The sequence below is a fragment of the Bradyrhizobium sp. 41S5 genome, from assembly GCF_011516665.3.
Taxonomy (GTDB): domain Bacteria; phylum Pseudomonadota; class Alphaproteobacteria; order Rhizobiales; family Xanthobacteraceae; genus Bradyrhizobium; species Bradyrhizobium quebecense.
Window position 1 is genome coordinate 7,768,397 of record NZ_CP083721.1, and the last position, 12,198, is coordinate 7,780,594.

13 protein-coding genes are annotated in these 12,198 nt (G+C 65.2%); 6 read left to right on the forward strand and 7 right to left on the reverse strand.

Annotated elements, in window-relative coordinates; translation table 11 throughout:
• Positions 1-80 precede the first annotated feature (80 nt).
• The 3 genes from cysD (at position 81) to HAP47_RS37245 (ending at position 5,127) form a co-directional block, all read left to right on the forward strand.
• A complete protein-coding gene (gene cysD, locus HAP47_RS37235) occupies positions 81-875 on the forward strand; it encodes a sulfate adenylyltransferase subunit CysD (RefSeq protein WP_050425832.1) in 795 nt (264 codons plus the stop codon).
• Between the two features lie 24 nt (positions 876-899).
• A complete protein-coding gene (cysC, locus tag HAP47_RS37240) occupies positions 900-2,819 on the forward strand; it encodes an adenylyl-sulfate kinase (protein WP_173643748.1) in 1,920 nt (639 codons plus the stop codon).
• A gap of 145 nt (positions 2,820-2,964) precedes the next feature.
• Complete coding sequence (locus tag HAP47_RS37245) at positions 2,965-5,127, forward strand: malate synthase G (RefSeq protein WP_173643747.1); 2,163 nt, start codon at positions 2,965-2,967, stop codon at positions 5,125-5,127.
• Positions 5,128-5,604: 477 nt separating this feature from the next.
• Here the strand turns inward: HAP47_RS37245 and HAP47_RS37250 are convergent, their stop codons facing one another.
• The 3 genes from HAP47_RS37250 to HAP47_RS37260 all read right to left on the reverse strand — a co-directional run bounded on the left by HAP47_RS37250 (position 5,605) and on the right by HAP47_RS37260 (position 7,446).
• Complete coding sequence (locus tag HAP47_RS37250) at positions 5,605-5,760, reverse strand: Thivi_2564 family membrane protein (protein WP_061880958.1); 156 nt, start codon at positions 5,758-5,760, stop codon at positions 5,605-5,607.
• A 112-nt stretch (positions 5,761-5,872) separates the two neighbouring features.
• Entirely contained in the window at positions 5,873-6,502 is a 630-nt protein-coding gene (locus HAP47_RS37255; protein ID WP_173643746.1) for a DUF2865 domain-containing protein, read from the reverse strand.
• A gap of 125 nt (positions 6,503-6,627) precedes the next feature.
• Positions 6,628-7,446: a L,D-transpeptidase gene (locus HAP47_RS37260; protein WP_173643745.1), complete on the reverse strand. Its 819-nt coding sequence runs from the start codon at positions 7,444-7,446 to the stop codon at positions 6,628-6,630.
• Between the two features lie 210 nt (positions 7,447-7,656).
• Here HAP47_RS37260 and HAP47_RS37265 point away from each other — a divergent pair, with 210 nt between their 5' ends.
• From HAP47_RS37265 to HAP47_RS37275, 3 genes are all read left to right on the forward strand, one after another.
• The gene (locus tag HAP47_RS37265) at positions 7,657-8,769 is read left to right on the forward strand and encodes an AI-2E family transporter (RefSeq protein ID WP_173643744.1); all 1,113 of its coding nucleotides are present in this window, start codon (positions 7,657-7,659) and stop codon (positions 8,767-8,769) included.
• A gap of 76 nt (positions 8,770-8,845) precedes the next feature.
• Positions 8,846-9,217 (forward strand): DUF883 family protein, encoded by a 372-nt coding sequence (locus HAP47_RS37270; protein ID WP_173643743.1) that lies wholly within the window; start codon positions 8,846-8,848, stop codon positions 9,215-9,217.
• Positions 9,218-9,335: 118 nt separating this feature from the next.
• Complete coding sequence (locus HAP47_RS37275; protein WP_173643742.1) at positions 9,336-9,785, forward strand: hypothetical protein; 450 nt, start codon at positions 9,336-9,338, stop codon at positions 9,783-9,785.
• Between the two features lie 188 nt (positions 9,786-9,973).
• Here HAP47_RS37275 and HAP47_RS37280 read toward each other — a convergent pair whose 3' ends face one another.
• From HAP47_RS37280 to HAP47_RS37295, 4 genes are all read right to left on the reverse strand, one after another.
• Positions 9,974-10,366 (reverse strand): hypothetical protein, encoded by a 393-nt coding sequence (locus HAP47_RS37280; protein ID WP_173643741.1) that lies wholly within the window; start codon positions 10,364-10,366, stop codon positions 9,974-9,976.
• Between the two features lie 342 nt (positions 10,367-10,708).
• Positions 10,709-10,882: a hypothetical protein gene (locus HAP47_RS37285; protein WP_173643740.1), complete on the reverse strand. Its 174-nt coding sequence runs from the start codon at positions 10,880-10,882 to the stop codon at positions 10,709-10,711.
• A gap of 123 nt (positions 10,883-11,005) precedes the next feature.
• Entirely contained in the window at positions 11,006-11,185 is a 180-nt protein-coding gene (locus HAP47_RS37290) for a hypothetical protein (RefSeq protein WP_173643739.1), read from the reverse strand.
• An 82-nt stretch (positions 11,186-11,267) separates the two neighbouring features.
• On the reverse strand, positions 11,268-12,194 hold the full coding sequence (locus HAP47_RS37295; protein ID WP_173643738.1) for a DMT family transporter: 927 nt from the start codon (positions 12,192-12,194) through the stop codon (positions 11,268-11,270).
• Positions 12,195-12,198 lie beyond the last annotated feature (4 nt).

Here is a 12,198-nt window from a genome sequence, read left to right on the forward strand (position 1 = left end):
CCGCTGCCGGAACGCGGTCCGCAGCCCTTCGCAGTGCATCTTCCGTGCCGGGGATTCCTGCCAACCAGGCCCCCCCGTCCATGGATCATCTCGATGAGCTGGAGGCCCAGAGCATCTACATTCTGCGCGAGGCATTCGCCCGGCTGAAGAAGCTCGCGCTGCTGTGGTCGCTCGGCAAGGACTCCAACGTGATGATCTGGCTGGCGCGCAAGGCGTTCTTCGGCCGGGTCCCGTTCCCGGCGCTGCATGTCGACACCGGCAAGAAGTTTCCGGAGATGTATGCGTTCCGCGACCGCTTCGGAAAGGAATGGGATCTCGATCTGCGCGTCGAGCCCTGCCCGCCGATCGATGCTGTCGATCCGACCCTGCCGCCGGCTGCACGTTCGGCCGCGCGCAAGACCGAAGGGCTCAAATGGGCGCTCAACAAATACGGCTTTGACGGATTGATCGCCGGCATCCGCCGCGACGAAGAGGCAACGCGCGCCAAGGAGCGCGTATTCTCGCCGCGCGGCCTCGAAGGCGAATGGGACGTGCGCGACCAGCCGCCGGAATTCTGGGATCACTTCAACGCCTCGCCGCCGCAGGGCGCGCACTTGCGCATCCATCCGATCCTGCATTGGACCGAAGCCGACATCTGGGCCTACACCAAGCGCGAAGGCATTCCGATCATCCCGCTCTATCTCGCCAAGGACGGCAAGCGCTATCGCTCGCTGGGGGATCAGGACATCACCAACCCGGTCGCTTCGACCGCGTCCAACATCGACGAGATCCTGGCCGAACTCGACGCCACCAAGATCCCCGAGCGCGCCGGCCGCGCACTCGACCACGAGACCGAGGATGCGTTCGAGCGGCTGCGTGTCGCCGGCTATCTCTGATCCCAGTTTGGCGTGAGTGCTCTGATGAACATGATCCTTCCCACCGCCTCGATCTCGGCGACCCCCAACGGCACCACACGTCCCCAGGTGCGAATCGTCATCGTCGGCCATGTCGACCACGGCAAGTCCACCCTGGTTGGCCGCCTGCTGCATGAGACCGGCAGCCTGCCGGACGGCAAGCTGGAGATGCTGAAGGCGGTCAGCGCACGGCGCGGCATGCCATTCGAATGGTCGTTCCTGCTCGACGCGCTGCAGACCGAGCGCGACCAGGGCATCACCATCGATACCACCCAGATCCGCTTCCGCACCCGCTCGCGCGACGTCGTGCTGATCGACGCGCCCGGCCACGCAGAGTTTTTGCGCAACATGATCACCGGCGCCTCGCAGGCCGACGGCGCGGTGCTGATCATCGACGCGCTCGAAGGTGTCCGCTCGCAGACGCGGCGGCACGGCTATCTCCTGCATCTGCTCGGCGTGAAGCAGGTCGCGGTCGTCGTCAACAAGATGGACCGGGTCGATTTCAGTGCCGATCGCTTCAAGGAGATCAGCGACGAGATTTCCGCGCATCTGATCGGCCTCGGCGTGACGCCGACCGCGGTGGTCCCGATCTCCGCGCGCGACGGCGACGGCGTTGCCGAACACACGCCCCGGATCGGATGGTACAGGGGACCGACCGTGGTCGAGGCGCTCGATGCGCTCGAGCCGGCACCGCCTCTGGCGGAGCTGCCGTTGCGGCTGCCGGTGCAGGCGATCTACAAGTTCGACGACCGCCGCATCGTTGCGGGCCGCATCGAGTCCGGCAGCCTGAAGGCCGGCGACGAGATCGTCATCATGCCCACGGGCAAGATCGCGAAGATCAGGACGGTCGAGAGCTGGCCGGTGACGCCGGTACACGGCCCGCAGGGCGCCGGGCGCTCGGTCGGCATCACGCTCGACCGCGAGCTGTTCCTCGAGCGCGGCGACGTCATTGGACATAGCGGGCAGAGCCCGCGCGATACCCGTCGCATCCGCGCGCGGATCTTCTGGCTGCACGACAAGCCGCTGACCAAGGGCGAGCAGATCCTGATCCGGCTCGGCACCAAGGAAATCCGCGCCACCGTGGTCGCAATCGAAAAGGCGATCGATCCCGGCGCGCTGTCCAACGAAGAGAACACCGCGATCGCGCGCAACCATGTCGGCGAGATCGACATCTCGCTGGCGCAGCCGGTTGCGACCGACCCCTACACCGACAATCCGCGCACCGGCCGCCTCGTGATCGAGGTCAACGGGCGCATCGCCGGCGGCGGCCTCGTGCTGTCGGTCGACGCCGGCCGGCCTGCGGTGCCGATCGACATCGTGCCGGTGGAGTCGGCGCTGCGGCCGGATGAGCGCTCGGCGCGCTACCATCACAATGGCGCGGTGATCTGGCTGACCGGCCTGCCCGGCTCCGGCAAGTCGACTTTGGCGCGCGCGCTGGAGCGGCGGCTGTTCAGCAATGGCGGCTCGCCGATCCTGCTCGATGGCGACACCTTCCGTGCCGGACTGAACAGCGACCTCGGCTTCTCGCCGCAGGATCGCACCGAGAACATCCGCCGCCTCGCCGAGGTCGCGACCCATCTGGCGCGCAACGGCCATATCGCAATCGTCGCCGCGGTCTCGCCGGCGGCCGCCGACCGCGCGGCCGCTCGCCGCGTCGCCGACAGCGCGTTCCGCGAAGTCTACGTCGCGACGCCCGCCGAGGTCTGCGAGACCCGCGATCCCAAGGGCCACTACGCCAAGGCGCGCTCCGGCGGATTGCCGTCCTTTACCGGCATCACCAACGACTACCAGCCGCCGACCGGCAATGAACTGACCATCGACACCTCGAACCGCTCGGTCAGCGATGCCACCGACGCGATCGAGCGGATGCTGGCCACCACCGGCATCCTGTTCGACGAGCTGACCGATCTCGCGGCGAATATATAGGCGGCGCAGCCTCCTCGTCTGGAGGGCCTTCTCAGAGCCGTGGCTTTAGGGCAAAAAGGGCCGTGAACGTCGCCTTTGGCGCGGTTTTTGCTGATTTCTTGCGAAAGCAGCCCCTAAACGCCCCATTTCTTTGAGAAAGCCCATCATGACTCGTGTCGATGCCCATGGATTGAAGATCGCCCCTGTCCTGTTCGATTTCATCGCCAAGGAGGCGACGCCGAAAACCGGGATCGCGCCCGACACGTTCTGGGCAGGACTCGCCGCCATCATCCAGAAGCTCGGCCCGAAGAACCGCGAGCTGCTCGCGGTCCGCGACGCGCTGCAGGCCAAGATCGACGACTGGCATCGCGCCAACAAGGGCAAGCCGTTCGACATCAACGCCTACACCGCGTTCCTCAAGGACATCGGCTATTTGCTGCCCGAGCCCGCGACCCACAAGGTCGAGACCTCAAATGTCGACGAGGAAATCGGCAAGATCTGCGGCCCGCAGCTCGTGGTGCCGCTCACCAACGCCCGCTACGCGCTGAACGCCGCCAACGCGCGCTGGGGTTCGCTGTACGACGCCTTCTACGGCACCGACGCGATCCCGCATGATCCGAGCGAGGCTGGCCGTGGTTACAACAAGGCCCGCGGCGACAAGGTGATCGCGAAGGCGAAGGCGTTCCTCGATGCCGCTGTGCCGCTCGCGACCGGAAGCCATACCGACGTGACCTCCTACGGCGTGATCGCGGGTCAGCTGTCGGTCAAGCTGAAGAGCGGCAATTCGACCGCGCTGAAGAACGCCGCCCAGTTCGCCGGCTATCTGGGTGACGCTGCCCAGCCTTCCGCGATCCTGCTCGTCAACAACGGCATGCATGTCGAGGTCAAGATCGACCGCAGCAACATCATCGGCAAGGACGATCCAGCCGGCGTCGCCGACATGATCCTGGAGTCGGCGGTCTCGACCATTCTCGACATGGAAGACTCGGTCGCCGCCGTCGACGCCGAGGACAAGGTGCTGGTCTATCGCAACACGCTCGGCCTGATGAACGGCACGCTGTCGGCCGATTTCGAGAAGGGCGGCAAGACGCTGACGCGTTCGCTCAATGCCGACCGCGTCTACAAGAAGCCCGACGGCGGCGAGTTGAAGCTGCACGGCCGCAGCCTGCTCCTGATGCGCAATGTCGGCCACCACATGTTCACCGACGCGGTGCTCGACGCCAAGGGCGAGGAGATCCCCGAAGGCCTGCTGGACGCCGCGGTCGCCGGCCTGCTCGCGATCCACGACCTCAAGGGCAATTCCAAGGTCAAGAACAGCCGCACCGGCTCGGCCTATATCGTCAAGCCGAAGATGCACGGCCCCGACGAGGTGACGCTGACCTGCGACCTGTTCGCCGAGGTCGAGAAGATGCTCGGCCTGCCGGAGAACACGCTGAAGGTCGGCATTATGGACGAGGAGCGCCGCACCACGGTCAACCTCAAGGCCTGCATCCAGCGCGCCTCCAAGCGCATCATGTTCATCAACACCGGCTTCCTCGACCGCACCGGCGACGAGATCCACACCTCGATGGAAGCGGGTCCGATGATCCGCAAGAACGACATGAAGGCGCAGCCGTGGATCAAGGCCTATGAGGACTGGAACGTCGACAACGGCCTGATCGACGGCCTGCCCGGCCATGCCCAGATCGGCAAGGGCATGTGGGCGGCGCCCGACAAGATGGCCGACATGCTGGCGCAGAAGATCGGCCATCCGCAGGCCGGCGCCACCACCGCCTGGGTGCCATCGCCGACCGCGGCCACGCTGCACGCCCTGCACTATCACCAGGTCAACGTGATCGCCCGCCAACAGGAGCTTGCCAAGGGCGGGCCGCGTGCCAAACTCTCCGACATCCTCACCATTCCGGTGTCGCAGTCGAACTGGGCGCCCGACGACGTGAAGCAGGAGATCGACAACAACTGCCAGGGCATCCTCGGCTACGTCGTGCGTTGGATCGACCAGGGCGTCGGCTGCTCCAAGGTGCCCGACATCCACGATGTCGGCCTGATGGAAGACCGCGCGACGCTGCGCATCTCGAGCCAGCATCTGGCGAACTGGCTGCATCAGGGCGTCATCACCAGGGATCAGGTGATGGAGTCGCTGAAGCGCATGGCCGTCGTCGTCGACAAGCAGAACGCCGGCGATGCCCTGTACAAGCCGATGGCGCCGGCGTTCGACGGCGTGGCCTTCAAGGCGGCCTGCGACCTCATCTTCGAGGGACGTACGCAGCCGAACGGCTACACCGAATACATCCTCACCGCGCGCCGCCGCGAGGCCAAGGCCGCGGGCTGATCCGCGAGCGATCGCAACCACAAGCAAAAGCCCCGGCGATGAGCCGGGGCTTTTTTGTTGGCGCCGCAGGTGGCGCTAGAGGAGCCGGATGCGATAGCCTGCCGTCGCAGGGGCGCACTGCCAAAATATCGAAAACAACCCCATGCAAAGGAGCCGGCGACTGCCAGCGGATACCGCAACTTGACTCGTCGGGCAAATCAGCTCCATATTTCCATTATCCAGAAATCGTGCGAGGGCCGCTGGCTGATCCACGATCCCTGCGACAAGCAAAAGCCCCGGCAATGAGCCGGGGCTCTCTTATTTGGCAGTCCACGACTGCATCCACGTCGTTGCGAGCGTCAGCGCGGCAATCCATCGCTCCCCATATGCGGACGGGATTGCTTCCGCCTTCGCCAAGGCTTCGGCGGACAGGTCGTCGCGTAGCCTGTCATCGGGCCGCGCTTCGCGCGGACCCGTTAGCTCCTCGCAATGGCGAAGCTAGAAGACCGCGAGATATTTCAGCAGCGAGACGATGCCGATGATAATGACGACGACACGCGCGATCTGCTTGGCGCGGCCGTCGAGCGGCAGCATGTTGATGAGATAAAGAACCAGAATAACGACAAGGAAAGTGACGAGTACGCCGACGAGCATGCGGGGCCCCCTGATGGCATCGGTAAATGTGCTGTTCGCCCGTTGCTAACGTGCGACGAGGAATCCGGTTCCGGACCAAGGAACCGAAAGTGGCGATCTCGCGTGAGCGACCCTATTCGCGCGCCAGCACCGGCGCGCGCTCATACTTGGCGCGGATGCGATCCGGCGCCGGCGTGAAGTTGAGAGATGCCCCGCGCCGGTCTGGGCGGCCGACCGACATCAGCCCATCCTTGCCGGCGACGATGTCGCCCTTGCGCAAGGTCGGATCGTCCTCGATCTTCACCGCGGCGAGCCCGACAGGGTCCTTGCCGTTGCAGGTGCAGCCCGAAACGATCTCGTCGCGATAGCGGAATGCGTTCGGCAGCTCGGAATACGGCTTGCCGTCGTCCGTCGCGGCGTTGTCGATGTTGCCGCCATAGACCACTTCGGTCGCGCTCGCCGGGCAGAAGCTGTTGCAGCTCTCTGCCTTGCTCTGGTTGCCGGTCGCAGCCAACGGGAAATAGCGGCCGTCGCAGGTGCGCACGCAATAGGCCTGGCCGACATCATAGCGCGCGCGCCGCTCGGCCCGAGGCACAGGCGCCGGGCCGTCATCGAACGGCATCCGGATCACCGGCGGACGGCCCTGCATGAAGCCGCCGAACAGTTGCGAGAAGAAATCCTGGGCTTGCGCCGCGGGCGCAAGGGACAGGCCGAGCAATGCCGCCGTCCCGAACGCCCACCGCCTTACGTGCCGCCTTGCCATCACCGACCCTCAGTACGATGCAGATCCCTGAAGCCCCGTTCCGATTGAATTGGAACGCGGCTCTAGATTCTTGTTCTGACGCGTTTTCTTCACGCGAACCGCTATCCACTTCGCTCGAAAACGCTCTAGTACAACGAGGCAGTCGCCGGGATGTTCATCGCCTGACGGCCGGACGGCAGCGTCATCACCGCGGGGCGCGGTTGCGCCGGAGCCGGCCGGACCGAGATCTGCGTCGCGGTCGGACCGAGCTCGCGGGCGGCGATATGCGGCCCGTTCTTCGGCAGCACCACGACCTTGGTGCCGACATTGACGCGGTTGAACAGGTCGGTGACGTCTTCGTTGGTCAGGCGGATGCAGCCAGACGACACGAACTTGCCGATCGTCGACGGATCGTTGGTGCCGTGGATGCGGTACTCGCTGGAGCCGAGATACATCGCGCGGGCACCGAGCGGATTGCCGGGGCCGCCGGCCATGAAGCGCGGCAGATAGGGCTGGCGCCTGATCATCTCGGCTGGCGGATGCCAGTCCGGCCATTCCGCCTTGTTGCTGATGGTCTGGGTACCCGCCCAGGTGAAGCCTTCGCGGCCGACGCCGACGCCGTAGCGGATCGCGCGGCCACCGCCGAGCACGTAATAGAGCGCGGTGTTGCCGGTATCGATAATGATGGTGCCGGGCGCCTCAGACGTGTTGAGCGCGACGGTGGTGCGGCGCAGCCGCTCCGGCAGGGCACCGTCCTCGGTGGTCACGGCCGAAGGGTCGCTCATCACCTCGTCGGAGGGGAATCCGCCCGGCTGCGTCGACGCATAGCCGAGCGCGGACGAGCGAACCTGAGCGCTGGCCGAATTGGCGACCACGAACGGCGTCGCGAACAGGACGCTGGCGAAGGCAAGGGTGCGCGCGGCGCGCGACGCGAGCCGGCGGCTGGAGAGAGACTGCTGTGTCATGTGCTGCCCCTGGACGGGATGCGCATCATGGTGATGCGATGAACACCCAACGCGCGTGACCATCAGACAGTTCCGCTGCGAATCGTCGCGAAGTCGCGATTGTCAACCCGCCATCTCTCACGAGAGCGCGATGGAACCTTTGCCGGGACAACGCGGTTGTCGTGCGCAATTTGAGGCGAAATGCATTTGTCCCCATTCGGGAGGAGTCTGGTGCGCGCCTTTCCGGGTGAACGTATGCTTGGCAAGGCGACCGAAGGCACGCCCGTCCCCGACAGCAAAGCCGAAACGCCGCCGGTGATCAACCGCGCCGAGGTAGTCGCCTTCGCGCTGGTTGCGCTGCTGGTGATCGCCGTGGTGGCGGTGCTCTATCTGGCACGGGCCGTCTTCCTTCCGATCACCATGGCCTTCATCGTCGGCACCATGCTGTCGCCGGCGGCGAGCCTGCTCGAGCGCTACCGTATCCCGCGCGCGCTCGGCGCGGTGCTGATCGTGCTCGCAGTCGGCGCCGCCGTCAGCTTCATGGTCGGACTGATCGCCTCGCCTGTCATGGACTGGAGCTCGCGACTGCCCGAGCTCGGCGCGATCCTGAGGGAGAAGCTGCATGTGTTCGACCGGCCGCTCGGACTGTGGCAGGAACTGCAGAGCATGGTCGGCGGCTCCGATACGCTGGCAACGCTCCAGCTGCCGAAATTCGAATGGGTGCAGCCGACGCTGGAATTCCTGTCACCGACCTTCGCCGAATTCCTGCTGTTCATCGCTACCCTGATCCTGTTCATCGCGAGCTGGAAGGATCTGCGCCGCGGGTTGGTGATGACCTTCAGCGACCGCGCGGCGCGGCTGCGCACGCTGCGAATCCTCAACGAGCTCGAGACCCATCTCGGCAACTATCTGCTGACGGTGACGATGATCAATGCCGGCGTCGGCATCGTCACCGGCGTGATCTGCGCGGCGACGGGCATGCCCAGCGCGGCCGGGCTCGGCGCGCTCGCCGCGACGCTGAACTTCATTCCGATCATCGGGCCGGTCGCGATGTTCGTGGTGCTGGTTGTGGTCGGCATCATCTCCTCGCCGACCATTGGCGCCGGGCTGCTCGCGCCGGCGTGCTTTGCCGTCGTGACCTTCATGGAAGGGCATTTCGTGACGCCGACGATCGTCGGCCGCAGGCTGTCGCTGAATGCGCTCGCGGTCTTTCTCGCGCTCGCATTCTGGACCTGGCTCTGGGGCCCGATGGGGGCCTTCCTGTCGTCACCGTTGCTAATCGTGGCATTGATCGTCAAGGAGCATTTGATGCCGGTCAATTCGCCGCAGCTGCCCGAGGACTAACCTTAGTTTCGCATCTGGAACCTTGCGAGGTGCGAAGCGTTTTTCTCCGAGCACACACTTTCTCCGGGAGCTTTCGATGTCGAGCACGGACAGCGCATTTGGGATCAGGAACATGACCGACAAAGCGACCTACGAACGCCTCGAAAAGGATGTCACTGCCGTGAAGAACGATATCGCAGCCCTCACCGAACAGATCACCGACGCGCTCAACTCGTTTGCCAACAATGCAGGCAAGCAGGCCCGCAACCGCTACAAGGATGTGCGCGCCAACGCGGAATCGACGCTCGACGACATGTCGGAGCGCGGCAGCGCGATGATGGGCGCGGCGCAGGATGCGGCGTCCTCGATCGAGGAATCGCTGGAAGAGGTGATCACGCAGCGGCCGCTCGCGACCGTCGGCCTTGCGCTCGGCCTCGGCTTTTTGATCGGCGTCACCTGGCGGCGCTAGGTCATGCACAAGCCACCGTTCTGGACGCGATGGCGGCGCTGGCGCGCCGCCACCTCGTTTGTCGATGCGCTTTTCAAGGCAAGGTTCAAAGCAAAACTTTTCAGGGCAGGGCTGGTCAATGTTTCAGCGGCTGATCGATGACGTCAAGCAATCCACTGGCAGCGCGCTGCGGCTGACGTCGCTCGCGGCCGCCGCCGCGATCGCGTTGTTCATCACCATCGCCTTCCTGTGCGCGGCCGCCTTCGTCTATGTGCTGCAGCACTATGGTCCGGTGGAGGCATGCCTGGCCGGCGCCGCGGTGTTCCTCGTCGTTACGATGATCGCGATTGCCGTTTACATGGCGCGCAAGCGAGAGATGCGCCTCCGCGCGGAGAAAGCGGCCAAGGCCGCGAAATCGGCCGCGGCGACAATGCTCGCCGACCCCGCACTGATCGCCACCGGCCTGCAGATCGTGCGAGCCATCGGCGTGAAGCGGCTGATCCCGATCCTCGCGGTCGGCGGTCTCGCGCTCGGGCTGATGGCAAGCCGCAGCGCCGCCGGGAACAGCGAGCCGGACCAAGAGGAATAGCCCTCCCGGTCCGCCACCACACCAACAAGCGCTGTTGTCATCGCCAGCCACCGGGTCGCGCGAATGCGCGCCCGATGACAGGCTCCGGCGGCCGATCGAATACGCCGCGGCCCATCGGCCAACGACAACTGTCTCTGGAATACGGGATCGCCCGAACAAGCCGAACGAGGACAATGTTCAAGGGGTGCTCAGGTCACGCAGCGGCCGGGCTGCAGCAGCTTGGCCACTTCGGTCAGGACGCTGACCACGGGCTCGCAAGCCACCTTGCGGGTGTCGCCGGGCCGCGCCCGCGCCGGCGCTGCGGGGTGATTGCGGGCCTCTTCCCGCGCCACGGGAACACGGACCAGGACCGACGTATCGGGAAGTCGATCAACCTTCAGCGCGACGGTCCGGCTCGGCAGGCCGGTCATCGGAACCGCGGCACGATCGGTCTTGGCGGCGCGATTGACCGCGCTCTCCGGCGCCAATTGGGTTGTGACCTGCTGTCCGCCAATGAGATCATGGCCAGACGCCAGCTGGACCGCGCCAAGCGTCAATCCAGCCGCCAACGCAGCGAAAATTCCCTTTTGAATCTTTGACATGGTGATGTCCCTCGCCCCATGGAAATTCCCGTTGGCGATCACAGACACAACGCGAGCGAAACCTGTGGGGTTCTCGCGTCCAGCCATCACTTAACCGTGTACGAAAAAATTTTGGTTCGCGCGGAACGAGTCCGGGGGTCCGCGAGTCATTGGAAGAGCCGGTTATTCCCCCTGCCCCATTGACCGGCGACGTAGGGCGCGACCGTGGTGATGCCGGTCGCGCCCTGCTCTTTTTTCGGCTGTGCCGCGAACGATGCGTCAGCCGGCCTGTCGCTCAGCCGTCGCAATCGAAGCCCGGCGCTGAAGGAGCAGTCCTTCCGCCAAGCGAGAGGACTGCCTGCATCAGGCATTATCGCTTGATGGCATGTCCTGGGATCGAACCACCGTCACTTCACGGCAGGACAGGCAACGACCGACATGAAACTTGATTCCAGTCGTCTGGTCGTCGACGAGCATCAATTCGCTCAAGGGCTCGCCGCATTTGCAAGTGACCGTTTTCTTATCGGCAAAATACATCTGAGGTCCTCCATAAGCCTGGAGATTTCATCGCGTCACTCCGGCGAACTCGCTCGCGCGCGCCCCCTCGCCTCCGCTCCTTCTCGGTCCGGGACATCCGATGGTTGGTGTGGCTCTCGGCGCCTATTTTGTAGCGGATGGCTTCCGTGATTCCGCGGCTTCACGCGCCTGCCGCTCGGCCTTGAGGCGGTGGAAGTTGCTGTAGAACGCCTTCTCGTGGGCGAGGTGCTCCTTCATCGCCTGCGACGCGTCTTGCTGACGCTGCTCGTTACGAACCTTGCGCTGCTGGGGAGTGAGATTCATACGACCTCCGACTAAGTTCTTGAATCAACGCTGGATTTAACGCACGAGGCTGGAAAAGGTTGCACCCCGGAAGGAGCTGGATCTATTTGCGCAGGCTCGCCCAGACGCCGCCGAGGATCAGCAAGCCGCCAACCAGATGGATCAGCTTCGGCGGCTCGCCGAGAATGATCCAGGACAACAGTGCGCTTGCGATCGGCGCGACGTAGAGCACCAGCGACGTCCGTACCGAGCCGAACCTTGCGCCGAGCCAGGCGAAGCCGGCATAGGCGATCAAGCCCGGGACCAGGCCGGCGAACACATAGGCCTCGAACGCCCGGGCGTTGAAGACCGCAGCCGGCGTCGTCCACATCTCCTGGAGCGCCGGCGGCAGCGAACACAGCGCGCCGGCGGCCGAGAACAGGCTGACCCGCGCCAGCAGCGAGGCGCGCGGCACGACGCGCGATTGCACCAGCGTATAGCCGGACCAGCCGAGCATCGCGCACACCACCAGCAGATCGCCCCAGGCCGCGCTCGATTGCGTCAGCGTTTCCAGATGGCCGCCAGAGACGATCAAAAGCGCACCGGCGAGCGCCAGCGCCGTGCCGAGCCATTGCAGCGGACCGATATGCTCGATGCCGAGCGCGGCCGAGATCAACAGCACCATGATCGGCGACAGCGCGAAAATCAGTGCGATATGGATCGCGGTGGTGGTGATGCCGGCGATGTAGACCGGGCCGCCGCACAGGAACATGCCGAGGAAGCCCGCGGCGAGGATCGGCCAAAAGTTCTGCGCCAGCGGGATCTTGCCGTCCCGGATCGCCGCGATCGCGAACGGCGCAAGGCCGATGGCGATGATGCTCCAGCGGAAGAAGGCCAGCGAGAACGGCGGCACCGAGCCGGCGAGGCCGCGCGCCAGCACCTGATTGGAGGCCTGCCCGACCGCGACCAGGATGAAGCCGGTCAGCGCGACCGCGTCCTCCCAGCCCGGGGCCGGGCGGCCGACCTGACCTTTCGGCAGCTCCGCATCCATGACA

Coding starts and splice junctions, on each gene's coding strand:
- cysD (WP_050425832.1), top strand. CDS start 81: ATGGATCATCTCGATGAGCTGGAGGCCCAGAGCATCTACATTCTGCGC.
- HAP47_RS37275 (WP_173643742.1), top strand. CDS start 9,336: ATGTTTCAGCGGCTGATCGATGACGTCAAGCAATCCACTGGCAGCGCG.
- cysC (WP_173643748.1), top strand. CDS start 900: ATGAACATGATCCTTCCCACCGCCTCGATCTCGGCGACCCCCAACGGC.
- HAP47_RS37250 (WP_061880958.1), bottom strand. CDS start 5,760: ATGCTCGTCGGCGTACTCGTCACTTTCCTTGTCGTTATTCTGGTTCTT.
- HAP47_RS37285 (WP_173643740.1), bottom strand. CDS start 10,882: ATGTATTTTGCCGATAAGAAAACGGTCACTTGCAAATGCGGCGAGCCC.
- HAP47_RS37255 (WP_173643746.1), bottom strand. CDS start 6,502: ATGGCAAGGCGGCACGTAAGGCGGTGGGCGTTCGGGACGGCGGCATTG.
- HAP47_RS37295 (WP_173643738.1), bottom strand. CDS start 12,194: ATGGATGCGGAGCTGCCGAAAGGTCAGGTCGGCCGCCCGGCCCCGGGC.
- HAP47_RS37280 (WP_173643741.1), bottom strand. CDS start 10,366: ATGTCAAAGATTCAAAAGGGAATTTTCGCTGCGTTGGCGGCTGGATTG.
- HAP47_RS37245 (WP_173643747.1), top strand. CDS start 2,965: ATGACTCGTGTCGATGCCCATGGATTGAAGATCGCCCCTGTCCTGTTC.
- HAP47_RS37260 (WP_173643745.1), bottom strand. CDS start 7,446: ATGACACAGCAGTCTCTCTCCAGCCGCCGGCTCGCGTCGCGCGCCGCG.
- HAP47_RS37290 (WP_173643739.1), bottom strand. CDS start 11,185: ATGAATCTCACTCCCCAGCAGCGCAAGGTTCGTAACGAGCAGCGTCAG.
- HAP47_RS37270 (WP_173643743.1), top strand. CDS start 8,846: ATGTCGAGCACGGACAGCGCATTTGGGATCAGGAACATGACCGACAAA.